Here is a 22,306-nt window from a genome sequence, read left to right as displayed (position 1 = left end):
CGGCCGCGCGCCGGGGCCGCGATCCTGAAGGTGAAGCAGAAGTCGATGTAGCAGTTTCGGTCTGCGAGCGGCACGCTCGCGTCCGGCCGGCAACGAATCGGCAGCATGCAGTTCGGACTCGAGGCGAATTGGTCATAAAAAATCGCCCTCAACTCCCGTCAACCCTGACGGCAACGTCCCACGCCTCTCGATGGAGCCAGATATGACTGTTGCGAATCTCGTTTCAGCCTCATCCCCAACCTCTCAAACGCGACGCTCGCGACTTGCCGCGGCGGCCAATCCGGTGCTGGCGGGCCCGAGCACGTCGGCGGTCGCGCTCGGCGAAGGCAGCGCCGGCGATGTCGCGTGCATCACGCTCGCCAACTCGCAATTGCGTCTCGATGTCGCGCCGACGCTCGGCGGTGGCGTGACCCGCTTCGACTGGCGCGACGACGGCGCGCTGACGCCGATCTTCCGGCGCTGCAGCGAAGTCGGCGTCGATACGGAACCGAACCAGCTTGCCTGCTATCCGCTGTTGCCGTACTCGAACCGCATCGGCGGCGGTCATTTCAGCGTGGGCGGGCGGCGCGTCGAGGTGCCGCGCAACCGCGCCGACGAGCCGCTGCCGATTCACGGCGACGGCTGGCTCGCGCAGTGGCAGGTGCTCGACGCGGGCCGCGAGCACGTGCGCCTCGCGCTCGACCGCAGCGACGGCAAGCCGTACGCGTTCCGCGCGACGCAAACCTATACGCTCGACGGCCCGACGCTCATCGTCGCGCTCGAAATCGAAAACGCTGGCCGCGAGACGCTGCCGTTCGGGCTCGGCGTGCATCCGTTCTTCGTGCGCGATGAGGACACCGAGTTGTCGGCGGCGGCCGGCGGCCTGTGGCTGTCGGGCGACGACTGGCTGCCGGTGCGCCATGTGCCGGCGCCGCCCGCGTGGCAGTTCGGCGTCGCGTATCCGCTGCCGGAGACGATCGTCAATCACGCGTTCACCGGCTGGAGCGGTCAGGCGGCGGTGGTGTGGCCGAAGCGCCGGCTGTCGCTGAATATCGCTGCCGATACCGACTACTACGTGCTGTACACGCCGCCCGGCGAAGACTTCTTCTGCTTCGAGCCGGTCGACCATCCGATCAATGCGATGAACTTGGCCGGCGGCGCGAGCGAAAACGGCATGACGCTGCTCAAGCGCGGCGAGCGGTTGACGCGCACTTTCCGCTTCACCGTCGAGCGGACTGGGCTGCGCTCGATGCCGGGCGGGCGTGGCGCGCGGCGCAGGCAGTAGTTGTCGCCATAGCCGCCGGGCCGCCGGAAGGGCGGCTGGCGCTGCTACCGCCAATGAGGTGCGGGCCGCGCGTTGACCGCCATCGACGGATGGCGATCGTGGGACGGGTAAAATACGCGCCTCTTCCGATTACCGGCTCGCCGCGAGACTCACCATGTCCAACTTCATTCAGACACTCAACGACGCCTGGCAGCGCACGCACTCGCTGCTGTGCGTTGGGCTCGATCCCGAGCCCAGCAAATTTCCCGGCGCGCTCGCGGGCCGCGCCGATGCGATCTTCGAGTTCTGCCGCACGATCGTCGATGCAACCGCGCCGTATGCGTCGTCGTTCAAGCCGCAGATCGCCTACTTCGCCGCGCATCGCGCGGAGGACCAGCTCGAGCAACTGATCGCCCACATTCACGCGAACCATCCGGGCCTGCCGGTGATTCTCGACGCCAAGCGCGGCGATATTGGCAGCACCGCCGAGCAGTACGCGCGCGAGGCGTTCGAGCGCTACCAGGCGGACGCGGTTACGGTCAATCCGTACATGGGTTTCGATTCGATCGAGCCGTATCTCGAGCACGCGGGCAAGGGCGTGATCGTGCTGTGCCGCACGTCGAACGCGGGCGGCTCGGATCTGCAGTTTCTCGAGACGGGCGGCCGGCCGCTGTACCAGGTCGTCGCGCAACTGGCCGCGCAGAAGTGGAATGCGAGCGGCCAGCTCGGGCTCGTGGTCGGTGCGACGTTTCCGAAGGAAATCGAAGTGGTGCGCGGGATCGTCGGCGACATGCCTCTGCTGATTCCGGGCATCGGCGCGCAAGGCGGCGACGTGCAGGCCACCGTGAGCGCGGGACGCACCGCGAACGGCACCGGCATGCTGATCAACTCTTCGCGCGCAATCATCTACGCGGGCAAGGGCGACGACTTCGCGCAAGCGGCCGCGCAGGCCGCGAAAGACACGCGCGACCGGATCAACGCGTTTCGTTGATTCGGCGGGCGATCCCGCGCCGGGCGATCCCGCGGCGGGCGATCCCGCGGCGGGCGATCCCGCGCCGGGCGATCCCGCGGCGGGCGATCCCGCGGCGGGCGGTCCCGCGGCGGGCAACGCGTCAGCGCGCCGGTCCGAGCCGCCCGATCAACTCCGCATGGCGCGGATGCCGCGCCTTCAGCGAGTCGAGCTCCGCGAGCTCGAACTCGCTGAATTCGAAACCCGGCGCGACCGTGCAGCCGACCAGCGCGAACGACGCCGGATCGGCGCACTCGGCCGCGAACCACATGCCGGCCGGCACGACGGCCTGCGACACCGTATCGGGATGAGTGAGGGGATTGCCGAGCCGATGCGTGACGAGCGCACCGCCGGCATCGCTTTCATCGAGCACGTGAACCAGTAGTGGCTCGCCGGCGTAGAAATGCCAGACCTCGTCTGAACGGATCCGATGCCACGCCGAATGCGCGCCGTCGCACAGCAGGTAGTAAATCGCGGTCGACGCCGCACGGGTGTTCTCAGTCTCGCTCGATTCTCCGGCGCGCAGCACACGCGCGGCTGAGCGATAGGTCTCCGCGAAAAAACCGCCCTCAGGATGCGGCTTCAGATCGAAGCGGCGGATCAGTTGTTCTGCGTTCGCGCGCGAATCCGGCATAGGTCCGTCTCCTCAGCGATAGTCAGGCGCCGCTCAATGCTCGCGTTCGTCGAGTAGCGCCAGCAGACCGCGAAGCGCGTGCGCCGCGGCCTGTACGCGGATCTGCTCGCGATCGCCCTTGAAAATCTTCGTTTCCACCGACGTATGCAGCCGGTTGGTCCAGCCGAACGACACCATGCCGACCGGCTTGGTTTCGGTGCCGCCACCGGGCCCGGCGACACCGGTGATCGACAGCGACACCTGCGCGCGGCTATTACGCAGCGCGCCTTCGGCCATCGCGCGTGCGACCGGTTCGCTGACCGCGCCGTGCTTCTCGATCAGATCGGCCGGCACGCCGATCATTTCACTCTTCGCCTGGTTCGAATACGTGACGAAGCCGCGTTCGAACCAGCCGCTGCTGCCGGAGATGTCGGTGATCGCGGTCGCGACCATGCCGCCTGTGCAGGACTCGGCAGTCACGAGCATCAGGCGCTCGTCGCGCAGACGGTTGCTCACGCGGATCGCAAGCTGGTGAACGACGGAATCGGTAGGCATAGCGTCAGTCAATCCCGAAAACGAAGCCGGCCGTGAGGCGCGGCGAACGGCGAGGCCGGGCGGCGACTAAAAGAGTCGAATGATGATCAGGTAGCACTCGGGCAGCGCTCAAACCGACATACGCCACAGCGCAATCACGAGCAACGTGAAGAACGCGGCGATCAGGTCGTCGAACATGATGCCAAAGCCACCTTTCAGCCGGCGGTCGAAGTAGCCAATCGGCGGCGGCTTCACCATGTCGAAGAAGCGGAAGATCACGAACGCCCACACCTGAGCGGCGAGCGTGGCAGGCGTGACCATCAGCAGCACGAGCCAGAACGCGACGATTTCATCCCACACGACCGCCGACGGGTCCTCGACGCCAAGCCGCTTCGCGGTAAAGCCGCACAGCGCGATGCCTGCGAGAAAGCCGACGCCGATCAACACGCCCCATTCGATAACGGTCAGATAGCGGCTCAGTACCGCGAACGACGCCCACCCGAACAGGGTGCCAATCGTGCCCGGCGCGACGGGCGACAGCCCGCTGCCGAAACCGAGCGACAGGATGTGGACCGGATGCGACAGCATGAAGCGCGCGGTCGCGCGGCGTGGCTGAGCGGGCTTCGGCGCGCGCGGTCCTGGCGCCTGGGGCGGCTCGCTGCCGAGGAAGTCGTCGGCGGGGCCGAGCGGGGGGTCATTCTGCATGAAAGTGATCGAAACCTTGCAACGTCAGAGTGAGCGGCGCGCCGGTGGCGTTGCGCCACGCGATGGCCGGGCGGTCGGTGGCCGCCTCAAGTGCGCTTATTGTACCGATGCGAGTGACCGGCACAGCGGCCGTCTGCGCGGCCGCCTCGACCGCGGCGCGCGCGGCGGCGGGCGCGGTGAAGCACAGCTCGTAGTCGTCGCCGCCGGCGAGCGTGCAGCGCTGCTGGACGTCGGGCGGCAGGCGGCGCAGCGCGGCCGAACGCGGCACCGCATCGACGTCGACGCTCGCGCTCATCGACGAGCGTTCGAGGATGTGCAGCAGATCGCCAGCGAGTCCGTCCGACAGGTCGAGCGCCGCGTGCGCGATGCCACGCAGCGCGAGGCCGAGCGCAATGCGCGGCTCAGGCCGTTCGAGTGCCTGGCGGAACGTCGCGGCGTCGTTCGGGTCGGCGGACCATTCGCCGCGCTGCACGCCGAGGCCGGCGCGCGCGTCGCCGAGCGTGCCGGAAATCCAGATGTCGTCGCCGGGTTGCGCAGCATCGCGGCGCAATGCCGTTTGCGGCGGCACGCTGCCGAACACCGTAATGCACAAATTGAGCGGGCCGCTCGTGGTATCGCCGCCGATCAACTCGCAACCGTGGCGCTCGGCCAGCGTGAACAGGCCTTCGCTGAATCCGGACAGCCAGGCTTCGTCGGCTTGCGGCAGCGAGAAGGCGAGCGTGAACGCCCGCGGCTTGGCGCCCATCGCGGCGAGGTCCGACAGGTTGACCGCGAGCGCCTTGTGACCGAGTGCTTCGGGATCGACATCGGCGAAGAAATGACGGCCTTCGACCAGCATGTCCGTCGATATCGCCAGCATTTCGCCGGCAGGCGGTGCCAGCAACGCGCAGTCGTCGCCGATGCCGAGAGTGCCGCCTTCGGCATTGGAGGGCCGCACGACGGCGGCGCGGCGGGCGAAGAAGCGGTCGATCAGCGAAAACTCGGAAAGCATGATGGCGGACGATGAGCGGAGAACGGTTGGAGAAACAGCGTGGATCAGGAGGTTCGAGCGTAATGCCCCGTCGCAAGCGCCGGACCACCCGTGCAACGGGCAACGCGCTTTCACGCTGTTTCAGTCGCGGCAGTTGTACCCGTATTGAAGGAATTGCGTAGGCAATTGGGGCTACAATGCCGTCGAACGTCTATTCTAATCTGCCCTCCGAAGCCCGCCTTATGTCGAATCCCGTCAATACCAAACTCCGCGAAGCAGCTCTCGATTACCACGAGTTCCCGACTCCCGGCAAAATCGCGATCGCCCCGACCAAGCAGATGATCAACCAGCGCGACCTCGCGCTGGCGTATTCGCCTGGCGTCGCGTTCGCGTGCGAGGAAATCGTCGAGAGCCCGCTGAACGCCGCGCGCTTCACCGCGCGCAGCAACCTTGTCGGCGTCGTCACGAACGGTACCGCGGTGCTGGGTCTCGGCAACATCGGCCCGCTCGCGTCGAAGCCGGTCATGGAAGGCAAGGCCGTCCTGTTCAAGAAGTTCGCCGGCATCGACGTGTTCGATATCGAAATCAACGAGACCGATCCGCACAAGCTGGTCGACGTGATCGCCGCGCTCGAGCCGACCTTCGGCGGCATCAACCTCGAAGACATCAAGGCGCCGGACTGCTTCATCGTCGAACGCGAATGCCGCAAGCGCATGAAGATTCCGGTCTTCCACGACGACCAGCACGGTACCGCGATCGTCGTCGCGGCGGCCGTCACCAACGGCCTGAAGGTCGTTGGCAAGGACATCAAGGAAGTCAAGCTGGTCTCCTCGGGCGCTGGCGCCGCGGCGCTCGCCTGTCTGGACCTGCTGGTCGACCTCGGCCTGCCGCTCGAAAACATCACCGTGACCGACCTCGCGGGCGTCGTCTACAAGGGCCGTACCGAACTGATGGACCCGGACAAGGAGCGTTTCGCGCGTGAAACCAGCGCGCGCTCGCTCGCCGAGGTGATCGACGGCGCGGACGTGTTCCTTGGCCTGTCGGCTGGCGGCGTGCTCAAGCAGGACATGGTCAAGAAGATGGCCGCCAAGCCGCTGATCCTCGCGCTCGCGAACCCGACGCCGGAAATCCTGCCGGAACTCGCGCTCGAAGTGCGTCCGGACGCGGTGCTGTGCACGGGCCGCACCGACTACCCGAACCAGGTCAACAACGTGCTGGTGTTCCCGTTCCTGTTCCGCGGCGCGCTCGACGCCGGCGCGACGACGGTCACGCGCGAAATGGAAATCGCCGCCGTCAACGCGATCGCCGAACTGGCGCGCCAGGAGCAGAGCGACATCGTCGCGACTGCGTACGGCATTCAGGATCTGTCGTTCGGACCGGAATATCTGATTCCGAAGCCCTTCGATCCGCGTCTGATCGTCAAGGTCGCGCCCGCGGTGGCGAAGGCCGCGATGGACTGCGGCGTCGCCGAGCGTCCGATCGAGGATATGGACGCGTACGCGCAGCATCTGCAGCAATTCGTCTACCACAGCGGCACGACGATGAAGCCGATCTTCCAGCTCGCGCGCAGCGTCGAGCCGGAGAAGAAGCGTATCGTGTTCGCGGAAGGCGAAGAGGAACGTGTACTTCGCGCAATCCAGATCGTCGTCGACGAAAAGCTCGCCAAGCCGATTCTGATTGGCCGGCCGGCGGTGATCGAACAGCGGATCGCGCGTTATGGTCTGCGGCTCGTCGCTGGGCAGGACTACACGGTCGTCAACACCGATCATGACGAACGTTACCGCGAGTTCTGGCAGGAATACGCGAAGATGATGTCGCGCAAGGGCATCACCACGCAGATGGCCAAGCTCGAGATGCGCCGCCGCACCACGCTGATCGGCTCGATGATGGTCAAGAAGGGCGAGGCGGACGGCATGATCTGCGGCACGGTCAGCACGACGCACCGTCACATCCACTTCATCGACCAGGTGATCGGCAAGAAGCCCGGCGCGAAGGTGTACGCGGCGATGAACGGGCTGGTGTTGCCGAATCGGCAGATTTTCCTTGTCGATACGCACGTGAACGTCGATCCGACGCCGCAGGAGTTGGCCGAGATCACGATCATGGCGGCCGAGGAAGTGCGCCGTTTCGGTATCGAACCGAAGGTCGCGCTCGTCTCGCATTCGAACTTCGGTTCGAGCAACGCGCCGAGCGCGCAGAAGATGCGCGATACGCTGGAGATCCTGCGTGAACGGGCGCCAGAGCTGCAGGTTGACGGCGAAATGCACGGCGATGTCGCGCTCGACTCCAATCTGCGCCGCGAAGTGCTGCCCGATTCGACGCTCGAAGGTGATGCCAACCTGCTGGTGCTGCCGAACATCGATGCGGCCAACATCGCGTACAACCTGCTGAAGACGGCGGCGGGCAACAACATCGCGATTGGCCCGATCCTGCTCGGCGCGGCCAAGCCGGTGCACGTGCTGACGCCGTCGGCGACGGTGCGTCGTATCGTCAACATGGCGGCGCTGCTGGTTGCGGACGTCAGCGCAACCCGCTAACCGCGCATCGTGACCGGGCCGCGATGGGCCCGGCGCCGGTTCTCCAACCGGTGCATCCTGAAAAAAATGGCGTGCCCGCAATGGGCACGCCCTCAGGGCAAGCTGGGGATCGCCACCCCGAAAAATGGCAATGACACAGCCTTTCGGCTGAGTGGTTCCAGGCTCTAAAACCGCAATCGATCGCCTCGGCCAGCGGCCGCTCGCACTGTCTGCACTGCGTTCGATCACGGTTGAGGTCAGTTTAGCCCGATCGAGCTAAACATTCTGTCAAAAGTCGTCAAAGCCCCGACCGCCGGCTTTTCCAGGCAGCGATGCAGGGTGTCGCCGGGCCGTCGAACGTTGATTCCAAAGGCTATTAGCGATACCCTTACGACTTTCATGGTCGTCAAACTCGTGGTCTGACAGCGGGGAAACCTGATACATGGCACGCAACTGGTTGCGCATGAAAGGCGTGCTGATCGGTGCTGCCGCGCTCTGCGCGTTGTCAAGTTCGGCGCCCGAGGCGCTGGCGCGAGATTACTCGGCGCCAGCTGCGGCGGAAGCGCAGGTAGGCACCATCGCGCTGGCGCAATTGCCGCGCGAGGCTGTCGATACGTTGAACCTCATTGCTACCGGCGGGCCTTACCCATATCAGAAGGACGGCATCGTATTCGGCAACTACGAACGGGTGCTGCCCGCACATCGGCGAGGCTACTACCACGAATACACCGTCCCCACGCCTCACGCGCGTAATCGCGGGGCGCGCCGCATCGTCTGCGGAGGTCCGCTACAGCGAACCGACAATTGTTATTACTCGGACGACCATTACACCAGTTTTAACCGTATTGTTGAATGACATTGGGATGAACGGCATGAGCGACAACATCTACGCGCACGATTCCGGAGTCGCGACGGATCTTTTCGCGGCCGGCGACGGCAATTTGTTCCAACGCGTCATGAAGATGCGCGCCGACGAGCAGGGTCGCGACAACCAAAGCGAGGCTGGCACGGTGGTTTCATCGAACGAAGAGCCCATGAGCCTTTTCAGGACGGTGCGGCCGAACATCGTGCAGTCGATCCGCGCGTTCCGCGTGCAGGATCTCGCCGACGAGGCCAACAACCTTGGTCAGCACTTTCTGTATGCATACTGCGCGAACGCCGCCTCGAAGCAGGAAGTGCTCGAGACGATCGCGACGTCCTTCCTGTTTCCCAAGCATTTCGGCAAAAACTACGACGCGCTCTACGATTGCCTGACCGACCTCGTGCACAAGGCCGGCGCGCAGCCCGGCTTCGTGATCGTGCTCGAACACCTGCCGATCGCGCAGAAATTCGACAAGGAAGGTCGCGAGACGCTGCTCGACGTGTTCCGCGAAGCGGCCGAATTCTGGGCCGAGCGCAAGGTTGCGTTCCGGGTGTTTTACTCGTTCGCCTGAGGGTCGCAGCATGTTCGCCTGTTCAGGCGTCCTTGCTTGGATCTTGCGGTGAACGAAGCGGTATAGACGGCAAAGGCCCGCTAATTAGCGGGCCTTTGCCTTTTGTGGCGCTACTTCGCCAAGCGGCCCTTACCAACCGCCCCAGCGCGCCGCGAGTGCCGCCAGCACCGCGATCCCCGCGGTCTCGGTGCGCAGTACACGAGGTCCCAGGCCAACCGCGGTAAAGCCCTGCTCAACGGCGGCGGCTTCCTCGTCGGCGGAAAGGCCTCCTTCGGGGCCGATCAGCAGCGTCACGCCGCCAGGCGGCGGCGCGTCGGGCAGCGCCGCGAAGCCGATGCTCGCGCGCGGCGACAGCAGCAGGCGCAGTTCGTCGGGCGCCGGCTCGCGCGATAGGGTACCCAGCCACGGACCAATCTCACCCACCGGGGTGACGTCCGGCAGCCGATTCCGCCCGCACTGTTCGCACGACGCCCGCACCACACCTTGCCAGTGCTGCTGCCGCCGCTGCGCGCGCTCGCCGGTCAGCCGCACGACGCTGCGTGCGGTCGCGAGCGGCACGAAGCCCGAGGCGCCGAGCTCGACCGCCTTCTCGATCAGCCAGTCCATCTTGTCGCCGCCGGCGATGCCCTGGGCGAGCGTCAGCCGATACGGCGGCTCGACCTCCACCGCGCGAAATTCGCCGATTTTCACGCGAGCCGAACGGCGCTCGACCTCGACGAGTTCGGCGCCGTATTCGCCACCCCGGCCGTTGAACAGCACCAGCGAATCGCCAGGCTGCAAACGCAGCACGGCCACGTGGCGCACCACGTCGTCGGGCAATGCAATCACGTCATCGGGGTAAAGCAGCGCATCAACAAAAAAACGGGGCATCGACGAAAGACTCCTGGATTCAGGAAAGGTGGCGGGCGAGCGCCCAGCGATAGCCGTCGATATCTTCGACCTGCGCGAAGCGGTCGCCCCAGAACTGGTCTTGCGGCTCGCTCAGCGACTTCGCGCCGGCCGCGAGCGCGCGAGCATACACGGCGTCGACGTCCTCGACATAGACATAAAACGATTGCGGCGCGATCGTGCCCGCGCTTTTCGGCGTCTTCGCGGTCGAGCCAAACGCGCCTTCGGGCGCGAACATCACGATCAACTGGCCTTGGTAGGTCATTTCGACGTGCATGACGACGCCGTCGTCCTGCACGCTGTCGCGCACGTCGAAGCCGAACGCCGCCGAAAAAAACGCCGTCGACGCGCGCGCGTCGCGCACCGTCAGATAGGGGGTCAGCCAGGGCACACCGGCGGGGCGGGGGGCGGTCATGGGGTTCTCCGGATCTCGTGGGGCAGCGAGGCCACGGTTGCGGCTTCGGTCGGGCGCGGCATGCCGGCATCGCTCGAACCGATTCGCGCAAGGTGGCCGCGCTTCTTCAATTGGATGGCTTCGTCGTCGGACTCAGTTTATCGCGCGCCGTTCGTGCTGCCGAGAGTAGCCCCGCGTGCAGGGCCGGTTCGTCATGACGCAGCGAATCGATGTCGCGTGCGGCGAGGCGTTCGGCGAGCGGGCGAACGCGGCCCGCCTATCGCCGAGCAGCGCGGCGATGCGCGAAGTGCGCAGAACGTCGGTGCGTACAGACCGGCCGCGGGCGAATCCGGCGGGCCGTCGCGAAGCGCGACAGGCGTCCGGGCATCGAACGAATCGAGGCGCGCATGAGGAAATCCGTAGACGGCGTCGGCACAAGGCTGGAACAATAGCGGGGCGTTCACGGCGTACGGGCTCGATCGGCAGCGTGTGCGAAACAGCTGCTCGAATTGCAAATTCCGCCGCCGGGCGGAGTGCGTTGAACCACGCGGCCAGGCGGCTTTCCGGCCGGGTAGGGGTTAACCTTCTGCTAGAATGTGACGCTTTCAGCCTTGTCCGCTTGCTCTGCCCGTTTCGCGTCTCCTGGCGCCGCATCGTGCGCCGTAGCGAACTGGCCGCCGAGCTTCCGGGCCTCAAGCGCGCCCCGCTTTCTGACTCTGTCTCCGGACTCGACATGACGACCCCGTCTCCCGCACCCACCTCCCTGATGGCCAACGCGATCCGCGCGTTGTCCATGGACGCCGTTCAAAAGGCGAACTCCGGCCACCCCGGCATGCCGATGGGCATGGCCGAAATCGGCGTAGCCCTGTGGTCGCGTCATCTGCGCCATAACCCGAAGAACCCGCAATGGGCCGATCGCGACCGGTTCGTGCTGTCGAACGGTCACGGCTCGATGCTGCTGTACTCGCTGCTGCATCTGACCGGCTACGACCTGCCGATGGAAGAGCTGAAGAACTTCCGCCAGCTCCATTCGAAGACGCCCGGTCACCCGGAATACGGCATCACGCCGGGCGTGGAGACGACCACCGGCCCGCTCGGCCAGGGTCTCGCGAACGCGGTCGGCATGGCGCTCGCCGAGTCGCTGCTCGCCACCGAATTCAACAAGGCCGACGCGAAGATCGTCGATCACCATACGTACGTGTTCGTCGGCGACGGCTGCCTGATGGAAGGCATCTCGCACGAAGCCTGCTCGCTCGCGGGCGTGCTCAAGCTGAACAAGCTGATCGCTTTCTACGACGACAACGGCATCTCGATCGACGGCGAAGTGGTGCACTGGTTCCACGACGACACGCCGAAGCGCTTCGAAGCGTATGGCTGGAACGTGATCCCGAACGTGGTCGGCCATGACGTCGACGCGGTCGACGCGGCGATCAAGCAGGCGAAGCAGTCGGACAAGCCGACGCTGATCTGCTGCAAGACCGTGATCGGTGAAGGCGCGCCGACCAAGGCGGGCTCGCACGACTCGCACGGCGCGCCGCTCGGCGACAAGGAAATTGCGGCAACCCGCGAAGCGATCGGCTGGAAGTGGGAGCCGTTCGTGATTCCGCAGGAAGTCTACGCGGCATGGGATGCGAAGGATGCGGGCGCGCGTCTCGAATCCGAGTGGGACAAGGCGTTCGCTGCCTACGCGGCCAAGTATCCGCAGGAAGCGGCCGAGTTCAAGCGCCGCAGCGCGAAGCAGCTGCCGGCCGACTGGAAGGACAAGGCAAAGGCGATCATCGCCGGCGCGAACGAACGCGCCGAGACCGTGGCGACGCGTAAGGCGTCGCAGCAGGCCATCGAAGGCCTGTCGGCCGCGCTGCCCGAACTGCTCGGCGGTTCCGCCGACCTGACCGGCTCGAACCTGACCAACTGGAAGGCCGCGAAGCCGGTGCGCGTGAACGCCGAAGGCCGTGCCGCCGGCAACTACGTGAACTACGGCGTGCGCGAGTTCGGCATGAGCGCGGCAATCAACGGCGTCGCGCTGCATGGCGGCTACAAGGCATTCGGCGGCACGTTCCTGACGTTCTCGGACTACAGCCGCAATGCGCTGCGCGTCGCCGCGCTGATGAAGTCGCAATCGATCTTCGTGTTCACGCACGACTCGATAGGTCTCGGCGAAGACGGCCCGACCCACCAGTCGATCGAACACGTCGCGAGCCTGCGCCTGATCCCGAATCTGCAAACGTGGCGCCCGGCCGACACCGTCGAAACCGCGGTGGCCTGGACCCATGCGATCGAACATGAAGGTCCGTCGTGCCTGATCTTCAGCCGTCAGAACCTGCAGTTCAACGAACGCACCGACGCGCAGATCGCCAACATCGAGAAGGGCGGCTACGTGCTGCGCGACTGGGACGAAGAGATCGTCGCGCGTAAGATCATCCTGATCGCGACGGGCTCCGAAGTCGAACTGGCAATGAAGTCCGTCGAGCCGCTCGCGCGCGAAGGCATCGCCGCCCGCGTCGTGTCGATGCCGTCGACGACCGTGTTCGACAAGCAGGACGCCGAGTACCGCGAACGCGTGCTGCCGCATGGCGTGCGCCGCGTCGCGATCGAAGCGGGTGTGTCGGATTTCTGGCGCAAGTACGTGGGTCTGGAAGGCGGCGTAGTCGGCATCGACACGTTCGGCGAATCGGCCCCGGCAGGTGTGCTTTTCAAGCATTTCGGTTTCACCGTCGAGCACGTGGTGGCGACGGTCAAGGCCGCTCTCGGCTGATGGTTGCGTCGCGTTGCCGTCGCGCCCCTCGTGGCTGCGCGGGGCAACGCACCGAACCGGATGTCCGACCAGGCGAACATAAACGGATTTTTTAGCCATCAGGAGATAAATCATGACGATTCGCGTCGCAATCAACGGCTACGGCCGGATCGGCCGCAATACCCTGCGCGCCTTCTATGAAAACGGCAAGAAGCACGATATCGAAATCGTCGCCATCAACGATCTGGGCGATGCGAAGACCAACGCCCACCTGACGCAGTACGACACCGCGCACGGCAAGTTCCCGGGCCAGGTGTCGGTGGACGGCGACTACCTCGTCGTGAACGGCGACAAGATTCGCGTGCTGGCGAACCGCAACCCGGCCGAACTGCCGTGGGGCGAGCTGGGCGTCGACGTCGTGATGGAGTGCACGGGCTTTTTCACGACCAAGGAAAAGGCCAGCGCGCACATCAAGGGCGGAGCGAAGAAGGTCATCATCTCGGCGCCGGGCGGCAAGGACGTCGACGCGACCGTCGTCTACGGCGTGAACCACAACGTGTTGAAGGCATCGGACACGGTCATCTCGAACGCATCGTGCACGACCAACTGCCTCGCGCCGCTGGTCAAGCCGCTGAACGACAAGATCGGTCTCGTGAACGGCCTGATGACGACGATCCACGCGTACACGAACGACCAGGTTCTGACCGACGTGTACCACGAAGACCTGCGCCGCGCGCGTTCGGCCACGCATAGCCAGATCCCGACCAAGACCGGTGCTGCATCGGCGGTCGGCCTCGTGCTGCCGGAACTGAACGGCAAGCTGGACGGCTACGCAATCCGCGTCCCGACGATCAACGTGTCGGTCGTCGACCTGTCGTTCATCGCCGCGCGCGATACGACGGTCGAGGAAGTCAATGCGATCATGAAGGAAGCATCGGAAGGCTCGCTGAAGGGCGTCCTCGGTTACAACGACGCGCCGCTCGTGTCGATCGACTACAACCACAACCCGGCTTCGTCGACGTTCGACTCGACGCTGACCAAGGTGTCGGGCCGTCTCGTGAAGGTGTCGAGCTGGTACGACAACGAGTGGGGCTTCTCGAACCGCATGCTGGACACGGCTGTGGCGCTCGCGAACGCGAAGTAAGTTCCGGGTTTCACGCTGCATGAAAAAGCCGCTCCTCGGAGCGGCTTTTTTTTCGTCTGCGGTATCGGCGCGGCGGCTACGGCGTCGGGAAATAGACGCCGGCGCGCTGCGCGGCGTTCGCGATGTGCGTCTCGATCGCCTTGCCGGCGGCGAGCGAATCGCGGGCCTTCAGCGCGTCTAGAATCGCGCGATGCTCGGTGTAGGTGGAAAGCACCCGCTCGCGCCGGTAGAACGGCATGCGCTGGCTTTCCTTCATGATTTCTGCGCTACTGCGCAGGATCGACTCGATCGCCGCATTGCCCGCGATGCTGACGATGCGCATATGGAACGCGTAGTCGAGCCGCGCCGCTTCGTCGAGTTCCTCGCAGGCGAGCGCGCTTTGCATCGCGGTGACGTTTTCCTCGAGCCACGCGAGGTCGTCGTTGGTGACCGCGAGCACTGCCATGCGTGCAACGAAGCCTTCGAGCGCGTAGCGCATCTGATACGTGTCGGGCAGCGACGACTGTTCGGCGAAACGCCACGCCTGAGCGGTTTTCGCCTGCGCGCTTTCCACGTACACGCCCTTGCCGGGGCGGATCACCAGCAGGCCGAGCGCTTCGAGCGTGGACAGCGCTTCGCGTAGTGACGCCCGGCTGATCGACAGTTCATCGGATAGCTGGCGCTGCGCCGGCAGCAGGCTGCCCACCGGATAGACGCCCCCCTCGATACGCTCGCGGATCGTCGCGATGGCCGCGTCGGTGACGGTGTGCGGGACGTTTTTCATAAAAACTCACTTGGTGGTGTGGTCTGACCGCAATTCTAATACGCGCTCGAAAACCGCGCGCCGCACGACCTGCGAATACCCGACCCCGACCCGAAATCGCCGAAAAAACAACGGGTAAACACTGTTCAATCAATCCTTGACGGGACTATATCCGCTTCCTACTATTCGCCATAACAGTTCTGGTCGGACCAGTCTGAACAGAATTGATCGAGACAACCATCCGCAGGAGGAAGCCGTGTTGAAATTCTTCAATTCGCTATTTGGCCGGGTCGTGATAGCGCTCGTGGTCGGCATCGCGCTCGGTGCCGTGTTTCCGCATTTCGCGCAGTCCTTGCGGCCGCTTGGCGACGGCTTCCTGAAGCTGATCAAAATGGTGATCGGGCCAATCGTGTTCTGCGTAGTGGTGAGCGGCATGGCGCACGCCGGCGATCTGCGCAAGGTCGGCCGCGTCGGCTTGAAGTCGGTGATCTATTTCGAGGCGATGACGACGATCGCGCTCGTGATCGGCGCGGTGCTCGCTTACGCGACGCGTCCGGGCGCCGGCATGAACGTGAACCTGAGTTCGCTCGACGCGGCGTCGCTCACCACCTATACCGAGCACGCGAAGAGCCTGAAGGACACCGCGGGCTTCCTGCTGAAGATCATCCCCGATACGGCGATCAACGCGTTCGCGACCGGCGACATCCTGCAGATCCTCGTGTTCTCGGTGCTGTTCGGATCGGCGCTGTCGCTGCTCGGCAAGCGCGCGCAACGCGTGAGCGGGTTGATCGATGAGCTTTCGCAGGTGTTTTTCCGTGTGATGGGTTTCATCATCAAGCTCGCGCCGCTCGGCGTGCTCGGCGCGATCGCGTTCACGACCGGCACCTACGGTGTCGAGTCGCTGAAGCAGCTCGGCATGCTGGTGTTGGTGTTCTACGCGAGCTGCGTAGTGTTCGTCGTGCTCGTGCTCGGCGCGGTGATGCGGTTCGCCGGCTTCAGCATCTTCAAGCTGATCCGCTATTTGCGCGAAGAACTGTCGATCGTGCTCGGCACCGCGTCGTCCGACGCCGTGCTGCCGCAGATCATGCGCAAGCTCGAATGGATGGGCGTCAAGGACTCGACGGTCGGTCTCGTGATTCCGACCGGCTACTCGTTCAACCTCGACGGCTTCTCGATTTATCTCACGCTGGCGGTGCTGTTCATCGCGCAGGCGACCAACACCCCGCTGTCGACTCATGACCTGATCGTCGTCGTGCTGGTGTCGCTGGTGACGTCGAAGGGCGCGCACGGCATTCCGGGCTCGGCGATCGTGATTCTCGCGGCAACGCTGTCCGCGATTCCCGCGATTCCGGTGCTCGGCCTCGTGCTGATTCTGCCGGTCGACTGGTTCGTCGGCATCGCCCGCGCCTTGACCAACCTGATCGGCAACTGCGTCGCGACAGTGGTGGTCGCCGTGTGGGAAAACGATATCGACAAGGCGCGTGCGCACCGCGTGCTGAATCGCGATGCGGCGCTGCGCTACGTGCCCGCCGTCGACGACACGCTCGCCGAGCCGGGGGCGGGCGAACACGCGCCGGCAGTTTGACGGCGGCACGCCGATCTGGTCGGACCAGACCAACCGGCATCGTTTTAGACAGCTTTTCGACCTTTTTTCGCAAGCCGGCGGCTGCCATGGCGCCGCCGGTTGTTTCTGACCTCTTCGACACTGACCGACATCATGGCCAACCCGATCCTCGACCCGAACGCTCCCGCCTTCACGCGCCGCTACATGAACCTCGCCGATCCGCGCCTCGGCGCGAAAGCGCTGTTCGCCAGCGACGAATTCTTCGCACCGAAAGAGCGCATGCTGGAGCCGCAGCCGGCGGTGTTCATCCCGGGCAAATACGACGACCACGGCAAGTGGATGGACGGCTGGGAGACGCGTCGCAAGCGCACGAACGGCCACGACCATTGCGTGATCCGTCTCGCGCGGCCGGGCGTCGTGCATGGCGTCGATCTCGACACGAGCCACTTCACCGGCAATTTCCCGCCGGCGGCGTCGATCGATGCCTGCCACAGCGACGCCGACGTGCCGCCCGAGCACGCCGACTGGCAGCCGCTCGTGCCGGCGACGACGCTCCAGGGCAACCAGCATCACTACGTCGAGGTGAAAGACGCGCGCCCGGTCACCCATCTGCGTGTGAATCTGTATCCGGACGGCGGGCTCGCGCGACTGCGCGTGTACGGCCAGCCGCAGCGCGACTGGAGCCGCGTCGAGCGCGGCACGCTGCTCGATCTCGCCGCGATCGAAAACGGCGCGTACCTCGTCGCCGCGAACAACCAGCATTTCGGGCCGGCCTCGCAGATGCTGATGCCGGGGCGTGGCGTGAACATGGGCGACGGCTGGGAAACCCGGCGGCGTCGCGAGCCGGGCAACGACTGGGCGATCGTTTCGCTCGCGCGGCCTGGCGTGATCCGCAGGATCGAAGTGGACACGGCGCACTTCAAAGGCAACTTCCCGGACCGCTGCTCGCTGCAGGCCGCATCGGTGACCGGTGGCACCGACGATTCCCTCGTCACGCAGGCGATGTTCTGGCCGGTGCTGCTCGGCGAGCAGAAGTTGCAGATGGATCACATGCACACGTTCACGGACGACCTCGCCGCACTCGGGCCGGTCACGCACGTGCGCTTCAACATCTTCCCGGACGGCGGCGTGTCGCGCCTGCGTCTGTGGGGCGAGATCGCTTAACGCAAGCTACGTGATGGAGCGGCACGCATGAAGATCCTGCAGATGGAACGCCTGACGCGCGCGGCGTTCGCGCCGTTCGGCGATGTGATCGAACTCGACGGCGCGCGTAATTTTTCGATCAATGGCGGCACCACCGAGCGCTATCACGACCTCGCGCGCGTCGACGTGGCGGAGCAAGGCGGCCGGCCGCTCGTCAATCTGTTTCGCGCGCAACCGCGCGCGCTGCCGGTAGAGATCACGATGATGGAGCGGCATCCGCTCGGCAGCCAGGCTTTCATTCCCTTGCGCGCGGGCCGCTATCTGGTGGTGGTCGCGCCGGCCGGCGAGTTCGACGCCACGCAGATGCGCGGGTTCTGGACCGACGCGTGGCAGGGCGTCAACTACGGGAAAGGAGTCTGGCACCATCCGCTGCTCGCGCTGGATCAGGTTAGCGACTTCATAGTCGTCGATCGTGGCGGCGACGCGCCGAATTGCGACGAATTGCAGTTGGCCGAGCCGTGGCGGCTCGCCTTCGAGCCGAGCGTGGAACTGGTCGGATAGCCGTTTTTCCCGCCGACCGAACGAAAAAAACCCGACCGATCCCCATCGGCCGGGTCTTTCTTCTGACTTGTCAGGCCGCGCACTCGCAGGCGGCCCGCGAGGCGCATCAGTGCTTACGATGCGGGCAATTCTCCTTCGTGCATGCCCCATACAGTGCCAGCGCGTGTTCCTGCAGCTTGAAGCCGCGTGCCTTGGCGATGGACTGCTGACGACTTTCGATTTCGGGGTCGAAAAACTCTTCCACGAGACCGCAATCGAGGCAAACGAGATGGTCGTGGTGCGACCCCTCGTTGAGTTCGAAGACCGCCTTGCCCGATTCGAAATTGCTGCGCGAAAGCAGGCCGGCCTGCTCGAACTGTGTCAGCACGCGATACACGGTTGCGAGACCGATATCGAGTTCCTCGTGCAGGAGGTTGCGGTACACGTCTTCGGCGGTCAGGTGACGCACCGGGCTGTGCTGGAAAATCTCAAGGATTTTGAGGCGCGGAAGGGTCGCCTTGAGCCCGATATTCTTGAGATCGGTTGGATTGGTCATGACAAGGGATCCCTAGAGTACAATGCTGGGCTCTCATAGTAATGTGTTTTGCCGTTCTGGTCATTTTCGATGGAATGAGCGCGGCCCGCAAGCGGGCCCGCACGGTGAGTGAAATGATTTCTAAATCTCAATTGATTTACCGGGGGAGCCGCATGCGGGGTACCTTGATCGCTGTTGCGACTGTCGCGGTTCTTGCCGGATGTTCCACTTACGACAGCCTGACCCAGCGCGTTGCCCAAAGCATTACGCCGTATCGGATTACGGTCGTGCAAGGTAACTTCGTGTCGCAGGAAATGGCCGGCCAGATGAAGGTCGGCATGACGCGCGCGCAGGTGCGTCAGGTGCTCGGCACGCCGCTGTTGACCGACATGTTCCACGCCGATCGGTGGGATTACACGTTCTATTTCAAGCGCGGCAACACCGCGATCGTTCAGCAGCGTGACTTCGTCGTGTTCTTCTCGGGCGACACCGTGACCCACTGGACGGGCGGCGAGGATCTGCCGACCAATCTCGAATTGCTGGCCGAAATCGACGGCGACCGCAGTGGCCGCCGCTCGACCGCGACGCCGCCGGCCGCTGCGAGCGCGGCCGTGGCCGCCAGCGACGCGGCCGCCGCAAGCGCGGCCGCAGCCGCCGCGGCGCCGGCCACGGTGGATACGACGCGCTCGCCGTCGGTAGAAGGCGCCCAGCAGGCCGCCACGCCGTCCATGGACGCCAACGCGGAAGCCGCCCAGGCGGCCAATCGCGCGACCAGCGCGGTGTCGACGCCGAGCGGCACGCCGTCGGTGCGTTCGGCCGTGCCGAGAGCGGGCGCTGGCGGGATCCCGACGCAAGGCCCGACGGCCGGTGGTCAGCCGCAGTTCCAGTTCAAACGTCCGCCGCCGCCGGCGCCGGAAAACGAGAGCAACCCGGTCGGCCCGACGGGCTCGCAAAGCGGCGACAGCTCGACGCCGAACGCTTCGCCGTCGACGTCCGGAACGAGCAACTGATCCACTGGTCGGTGTTGTAAGGCGGGCTGCGCGCCAGATGGCCGGCGCCCGCCAGATCTGTGTTTGTCCGGCGTCAGGCGAGGCCGGAAATGCGCCGCTTGGGCCGCATGAACCCGTTGCCGCAGTCTGTCGCGGCAGTGGGTCGCCGCAGCGTGCCGTATCAGTCAGTCACCTAGGCGAGCCGTCCCGGTTGGCCGCGCGCATTGACTTCCGCAGCGAGCCGACTGGTGTTGCCGCAAGATCGTGCCGCCTGTCGCCGCTTGTCCCTATATCGACCTGGCGCATTCCCCGGCACACTGGTCGGTGCATTCGCCGGGCCGCGTTTGCCGGGCTCCATCCCGGTTGACTCTTTTCGAATCCTCATCGTCATGAAAATTGCCATTGCAGGCGCATCGGGCCGTATGGGCCGCATGCTGATCGAAACCGTCCTCAACGATGCCGACGCGACGCTGTCCGGCGCGCTCTGCCGCACGGGCGCGCCGCAGCTTGGCCAGGACGCCGGCGCGTTCCTCGGCAAAGAGACCGGCGTGCTGCTGTCCGACGATATCGAGCGCGTGTTTGCCGAATCCGACTACCTGATCGACTTCACGCGCCCGGATGCGACGCTCGCGCATCTCGAAGCCGCGCAACGCCACGACGTGAAAATGGTGATCGGCACGACCGGCTTCGACAACGCGCAAAAAGCGCAGCTGCGCGCGGCGGCGCAGAAGATTGGCGTCGTGTTCGCGTCGAACATGAGCGTCGGCGTGAACGTTACGCTGAAGCTGCTCGAATACGCGGCGCGGCACTTCTCGACCGGCTACGACATCGAGATCATCGAGGCGCATCATCGCCACAAGGTCGATGCGCCGTCCGGCACCGCGCTGACGATGGGCGAAGTGATCGCGGGCGCGCTCGGCCGCAATCTCGACGATTGCGCGGTCTACGGCCGCGAAGGCGTGACCGGCGAGCGCGATCCGTCGACGATCGGCTTCTCGGCGATTCGCGGCGGCGATATCGTCGGCGATCATACGGTGCTGTTCGCGGGCATCGGCGAGCGCATCGAGATCACGCACAAATCGGCGAGCCGCCTGTCGTATGCACAAGGCGCACTTCGTGCTGTACGCTTCCTCGAAGGTCACGACAACGGCTTCTTCGACATGCAGGACGTGCTCGGCCTGCGTTGAGCGAAGTTCGTTGCGCATAGGCGGGGCAGCGCATCCCGAGCGCGCCCTCCCGAAGTCACTTTCCCAAGGCGAGGTCAGATGACAGGCAGCAGCGGCATCATCCATTACCTGCAAACGAGCGACGCGATTACGCATGCCGTCGCCTATGTGCTGCTGGCCATGTCGATTGCGAGCTGGTGTTTTCTGATCGTCAAGAGCTGGATTCTGACGCGCGCGAAACGCCAGTCCTCGCGAGCGATCGCGCGCTTCTGGCAGGCTCCGACGCTCGCCGAGGGCGTCGCCATCCTGCGCCGCGCCGACCGCGAGCGCGTGTTCGCGCCGCTCGCCGAAGCGGCGCTGCATGCGGCCGAGGTCGACATTCCGGGCGCGCTGCTCGCGCGCGTCGAGCGCAGCGAACGGGTGCTGCGCGCGCTGCGCCAGGCGCTCAGCGCGTCGCAGCGGCGGCTCGAATTCGGTCAGGTGCTGCTGGCGTCGGTCGGTAGCACCGCGCCGTTCGTCGGTCTGCTCGGCACCGTGTGGGGCATCTATCACGCGCTGGGCAGCATCGCGGCGAGCGGGCAGGCGCAGATCGAGAACGTCGCAGGACCGGTCGGCGAGGCGCTGATCATGACCGCGTTCGGTCTGGTGGTCGCGATTCCGGCGGTGCTCGGGTACAACGTGCTGGGCCGCCTCGTGCGGCAATTGACCGAGGAGCTGGACGGCTTCGCGCACGATCTGCACGCGTACGTGTGCTCCCCGGAGCACGCGCCGACGCCGCCGCGCGCGCAGCAGGCGGCGCACGAGGCACACCGCTGACGCCTGGCGTGCGGCGGGCCCGATAAATCGCGACCTACCCCACACGACACACCGCCCATCGTAGGACCAAGCTCAGACGCAAGGAGGCGACATGGCATTCGGCGGACTCGAGAAGAAGCAGACGGCCGCGCCGATGGCCGAGATCAACATGACGCCGCTGATCGACGTGATGCTGGTGCTGCTGGTGATTTTCATCATTACCGCGCCGCTGTTCTCGCACGCGATCCGGCTCGATCTGCCGAAGGTCGCGGCGGCCCCCGCGCGCCAGACTCCGCAGACCATCTCGCTGTCGATCGACGGCGCCGGCAAGCTCTACTGGAACGGCAAGCCGATCACGCTCGCGCAGATGCGCGCGCAGTTCGCCGAGGCCGGCAAGCAGGCGGACCAGCCGGACATCCAACTGCGCGCGGAGCGCTCGACCCGCTATGAAGTGATCGCGCAGGTGATGGGCGCCGCGCAGCAGGCGGGGCTCGAGCGGATCGGCTTCGTGACGGACCCGCCGCCGCCCGCCGCGCAGCACTGAGCATCGCCGGGCGCCGCCGGGCGCGCACCACGTCGACGAATCCGGCATACCCCGCCCCGCACCACGCCGCGCGTAGCGGCGCACCCGTCCGCGAACGGTATAATC

At 65.4% G+C, this 22,306-nt stretch carries 22 protein-coding genes; 14 read left to right on the top strand and 8 right to left on the bottom strand.

The window, feature by feature from the left end:
• Positions 1-202: 202 nt before the first annotated feature.
• On the top strand, positions 203-1,264 hold the full coding sequence (locus GCT19_RS15910) for an aldose 1-epimerase (RefSeq protein ID WP_026229113.1): 1,062 nt from the start codon (positions 203-205) through the stop codon (positions 1,262-1,264).
• Between the two features lie 154 nt (positions 1,265-1,418).
• The gene (gene pyrF, locus GCT19_RS15905) at positions 1,419-2,234 is read left to right on the top strand and encodes an orotidine-5'-phosphate decarboxylase (RefSeq protein ID WP_018437665.1); all 816 of its coding nucleotides are present in this window, start codon (positions 1,419-1,421) and stop codon (positions 2,232-2,234) included.
• A 121-nt stretch (positions 2,235-2,355) separates the two neighbouring features.
• Here pyrF and GCT19_RS15900 read toward each other — a convergent pair whose 3' ends face one another.
• The 4 genes from GCT19_RS15900 to thiL all read right to left on the bottom strand — a co-directional run bounded on the left by GCT19_RS15900 (position 2,356) and on the right by thiL (position 5,095).
• Positions 2,356-2,886 (bottom strand): cupin domain-containing protein, encoded by a 531-nt coding sequence (locus GCT19_RS15900; RefSeq protein ID WP_152852484.1) that lies wholly within the window; start codon positions 2,884-2,886, stop codon positions 2,356-2,358.
• A gap of 33 nt (positions 2,887-2,919) precedes the next feature.
• Positions 2,920-3,420, bottom strand: a complete 501-nt coding sequence (locus GCT19_RS15895) for a CinA family protein (protein WP_013090547.1) — start codon at positions 3,418-3,420, stop codon at positions 2,920-2,922.
• Between the two features lie 108 nt (positions 3,421-3,528).
• Positions 3,529-4,104 (bottom strand): phosphatidylglycerophosphatase A family protein, encoded by a 576-nt coding sequence (locus tag GCT19_RS15890; protein ID WP_152852483.1) that lies wholly within the window; start codon positions 4,102-4,104, stop codon positions 3,529-3,531.
• A complete protein-coding gene (gene thiL, locus GCT19_RS15885; protein ID WP_152852482.1) occupies positions 4,094-5,095 on the bottom strand; it encodes a thiamine-phosphate kinase in 1,002 nt (333 codons plus the stop codon). The genes GCT19_RS15890 and thiL overlap by 11 nt, the downstream gene beginning before the upstream one ends.
• A 176-nt stretch (positions 5,096-5,271) precedes the next feature.
• Between thiL and GCT19_RS15880 the strand changes: the two genes are divergently transcribed.
• From GCT19_RS15880 to GCT19_RS15870, 3 genes are all read left to right on the top strand, one after another.
• Positions 5,272-7,611, top strand: a complete 2,340-nt coding sequence (locus GCT19_RS15880) for an NADP-dependent malic enzyme (RefSeq protein WP_152852481.1) — start codon at positions 5,272-5,274, stop codon at positions 7,609-7,611.
• 421 nt (positions 7,612-8,032) lie between these two features.
• Positions 8,033-8,446 carry a ribonuclease gene (locus GCT19_RS15875; RefSeq protein WP_018437670.1) on the top strand — a complete coding sequence of 138 codons (414 nt, stop codon included), beginning with the start codon at positions 8,033-8,035 and terminating at the stop codon, positions 8,444-8,446.
• Positions 8,447-8,462: 16 nt separating this feature from the next.
• The gene (locus tag GCT19_RS15870) at positions 8,463-9,023 is read left to right on the top strand and encodes a barstar family protein (RefSeq protein ID WP_152852480.1); all 561 of its coding nucleotides are present in this window, start codon (positions 8,463-8,465) and stop codon (positions 9,021-9,023) included.
• A 129-nt stretch (positions 9,024-9,152) separates the two neighbouring features.
• Here GCT19_RS15870 and GCT19_RS15865 read toward each other — a convergent pair whose 3' ends face one another.
• Both GCT19_RS15865 and GCT19_RS15860 read right to left on the bottom strand, forming a co-directional pair.
• Positions 9,153-9,893 (bottom strand): 16S rRNA (uracil(1498)-N(3))-methyltransferase, encoded by a 741-nt coding sequence (locus GCT19_RS15865; protein WP_152852479.1) that lies wholly within the window; start codon positions 9,891-9,893, stop codon positions 9,153-9,155.
• Between the two features lie 19 nt (positions 9,894-9,912).
• Positions 9,913-10,326 (bottom strand): VOC family protein, encoded by a 414-nt coding sequence (locus tag GCT19_RS15860; protein ID WP_008923880.1) that lies wholly within the window; start codon positions 10,324-10,326, stop codon positions 9,913-9,915.
• Between the two features lie 712 nt (positions 10,327-11,038).
• Between GCT19_RS15860 and tkt the strand changes: the two genes are divergently transcribed.
• Positions 11,039-13,060: a transketolase gene (gene tkt / locus GCT19_RS15850; RefSeq protein WP_152852478.1), complete on the top strand. Its 2,022-nt coding sequence runs from the start codon at positions 11,039-11,041 to the stop codon at positions 13,058-13,060.
• Between the two features lie 112 nt (positions 13,061-13,172).
• The gene (gene gap, locus GCT19_RS15845; protein ID WP_013090539.1) at positions 13,173-14,183 is read left to right on the top strand and encodes a type I glyceraldehyde-3-phosphate dehydrogenase; all 1,011 of its coding nucleotides are present in this window, start codon (positions 13,173-13,175) and stop codon (positions 14,181-14,183) included.
• A gap of 76 nt (positions 14,184-14,259) precedes the next feature.
• On the opposite strand, the gene GCT19_RS15840 is transcribed toward gap, so the two are convergent.
• Positions 14,260-14,946, bottom strand: a complete 687-nt coding sequence (locus GCT19_RS15840; RefSeq protein WP_018437674.1) for a FadR/GntR family transcriptional regulator — start codon at positions 14,944-14,946, stop codon at positions 14,260-14,262.
• A gap of 235 nt (positions 14,947-15,181) precedes the next feature.
• Between GCT19_RS15840 and GCT19_RS15835 the strand changes: the two genes are divergently transcribed.
• The 3 genes from GCT19_RS15835 (at position 15,182) to GCT19_RS15825 (ending at position 18,193) form a co-directional block, all read left to right on the top strand.
• Positions 15,182-16,510 (top strand): C4-dicarboxylate transporter DctA, encoded by a 1,329-nt coding sequence (locus GCT19_RS15835; protein ID WP_018437675.1) that lies wholly within the window; start codon positions 15,182-15,184, stop codon positions 16,508-16,510.
• Positions 16,511-16,642: 132 nt separating this feature from the next.
• Positions 16,643-17,653, top strand: coding sequence for an allantoicase (gene alc, locus GCT19_RS15830; RefSeq protein ID WP_152852477.1), 1,011 nt, complete (start codon positions 16,643-16,645; stop codon positions 17,651-17,653).
• A gap of 27 nt (positions 17,654-17,680) precedes the next feature.
• Positions 17,681-18,193: an ureidoglycolate lyase gene (locus GCT19_RS15825; protein WP_152852476.1), complete on the top strand. Its 513-nt coding sequence runs from the start codon at positions 17,681-17,683 to the stop codon at positions 18,191-18,193.
• A 106-nt stretch (positions 18,194-18,299) separates the two neighbouring features.
• On the opposite strand, the gene fur is transcribed toward GCT19_RS15825, so the two are convergent.
• Positions 18,300-18,728, bottom strand: a complete 429-nt coding sequence (gene fur, locus GCT19_RS15820) for a ferric iron uptake transcriptional regulator (RefSeq protein ID WP_013090534.1) — start codon at positions 18,726-18,728, stop codon at positions 18,300-18,302.
• Between the two features lie 152 nt (positions 18,729-18,880).
• Between fur and GCT19_RS15815 the strand changes: the two genes are divergently transcribed.
• From GCT19_RS15815 to GCT19_RS15800, 4 genes are all read left to right on the top strand, one after another.
• Positions 18,881-19,717 (top strand): outer membrane protein assembly factor BamE, encoded by an 837-nt coding sequence (locus GCT19_RS15815; RefSeq protein ID WP_152852475.1) that lies wholly within the window; start codon positions 18,881-18,883, stop codon positions 19,715-19,717.
• 368 nt (positions 19,718-20,085) lie between these two features.
• Complete coding sequence (gene dapB / locus GCT19_RS15810; protein WP_013090532.1) at positions 20,086-20,883, top strand: 4-hydroxy-tetrahydrodipicolinate reductase; 798 nt, start codon at positions 20,086-20,088, stop codon at positions 20,881-20,883.
• A gap of 78 nt (positions 20,884-20,961) precedes the next feature.
• Positions 20,962-21,678, top strand: a complete 717-nt coding sequence (locus tag GCT19_RS15805) for a MotA/TolQ/ExbB proton channel family protein (RefSeq protein ID WP_018437680.1) — start codon at positions 20,962-20,964, stop codon at positions 21,676-21,678.
• Positions 21,679-21,769: 91 nt separating this feature from the next.
• Entirely contained in the window at positions 21,770-22,201 is a 432-nt protein-coding gene (locus tag GCT19_RS15800) for an ExbD/TolR family protein (protein ID WP_018437681.1), read from the top strand.
• The last annotated feature ends 105 nt before the right edge of the window (positions 22,202-22,306 follow it).

The sequence above is a fragment of the Paraburkholderia atlantica genome, assembly GCF_009362785.1.
In the GTDB taxonomy this organism is placed as follows: domain Bacteria; phylum Pseudomonadota; class Gammaproteobacteria; order Burkholderiales; family Burkholderiaceae; genus Paraburkholderia; species Paraburkholderia atlantica.
Note: the sequence above shows the minus strand (reverse complement) of the source record. Positions and strands in the feature narration are given on the sequence as shown.

Excerpts from the sequence above, each read along its gene's own strand:
- GCT19_RS15805 (WP_018437680.1), top strand. The coding sequence starts at position 20,962 with ATGACAGGCAGCAGCGGCATCATCCATTACCTGCAAACGAGCGACGCG.
- GCT19_RS15860 (WP_008923880.1), bottom strand. The coding sequence starts at position 10,326 with ATGACCGCCCCCCGCCCCGCCGGTGTGCCCTGGCTGACCCCCTATCTG.
- GCT19_RS15900 (WP_152852484.1), bottom strand. The coding sequence starts at position 2,886 with ATGCCGGATTCGCGCGCGAACGCAGAACAACTGATCCGCCGCTTCGAT.
- fur (WP_013090534.1), bottom strand. The coding sequence starts at position 18,728 with ATGACCAATCCAACCGATCTCAAGAATATCGGGCTCAAGGCGACCCTT.
- GCT19_RS15815 (WP_152852475.1), top strand. The coding sequence starts at position 18,881 with ATGCGGGGTACCTTGATCGCTGTTGCGACTGTCGCGGTTCTTGCCGGA.
- GCT19_RS15910 (WP_026229113.1), top strand. The coding sequence starts at position 203 with ATGACTGTTGCGAATCTCGTTTCAGCCTCATCCCCAACCTCTCAAACG.
- GCT19_RS15800 (WP_018437681.1), top strand. The coding sequence starts at position 21,770 with ATGGCATTCGGCGGACTCGAGAAGAAGCAGACGGCCGCGCCGATGGCC.
- dapB (WP_013090532.1), top strand. The coding sequence starts at position 20,086 with ATGAAAATTGCCATTGCAGGCGCATCGGGCCGTATGGGCCGCATGCTG.
- alc (WP_152852477.1), top strand. The coding sequence starts at position 16,643 with ATGGCCAACCCGATCCTCGACCCGAACGCTCCCGCCTTCACGCGCCGC.
- GCT19_RS15870 (WP_152852480.1), top strand. The coding sequence starts at position 8,463 with ATGAGCGACAACATCTACGCGCACGATTCCGGAGTCGCGACGGATCTT.
- thiL (WP_152852482.1), bottom strand. The coding sequence starts at position 5,095 with ATGCTTTCCGAGTTTTCGCTGATCGACCGCTTCTTCGCCCGCCGCGCC.
- pyrF (WP_018437665.1), top strand. The coding sequence starts at position 1,419 with ATGTCCAACTTCATTCAGACACTCAACGACGCCTGGCAGCGCACGCAC.
- GCT19_RS15875 (WP_018437670.1), top strand. The coding sequence starts at position 8,033 with ATGGCACGCAACTGGTTGCGCATGAAAGGCGTGCTGATCGGTGCTGCC.
- tkt (WP_152852478.1), top strand. The coding sequence starts at position 11,039 with ATGACGACCCCGTCTCCCGCACCCACCTCCCTGATGGCCAACGCGATC.
- GCT19_RS15895 (WP_013090547.1), bottom strand. The coding sequence starts at position 3,420 with ATGCCTACCGATTCCGTCGTTCACCAGCTTGCGATCCGCGTGAGCAAC.
- GCT19_RS15880 (WP_152852481.1), top strand. The coding sequence starts at position 5,272 with ATGCCGTCGAACGTCTATTCTAATCTGCCCTCCGAAGCCCGCCTTATG.
- gap (WP_013090539.1), top strand. The coding sequence starts at position 13,173 with ATGACGATTCGCGTCGCAATCAACGGCTACGGCCGGATCGGCCGCAAT.
- GCT19_RS15890 (WP_152852483.1), bottom strand. The coding sequence starts at position 4,104 with ATGCAGAATGACCCCCCGCTCGGCCCCGCCGACGACTTCCTCGGCAGC.
- GCT19_RS15825 (WP_152852476.1), top strand. The coding sequence starts at position 17,681 with ATGAAGATCCTGCAGATGGAACGCCTGACGCGCGCGGCGTTCGCGCCG.
- GCT19_RS15840 (WP_018437674.1), bottom strand. The coding sequence starts at position 14,946 with ATGAAAAACGTCCCGCACACCGTCACCGACGCGGCCATCGCGACGATC.
- GCT19_RS15865 (WP_152852479.1), bottom strand. The coding sequence starts at position 9,893 with ATGCCCCGTTTTTTTGTTGATGCGCTGCTTTACCCCGATGACGTGATT.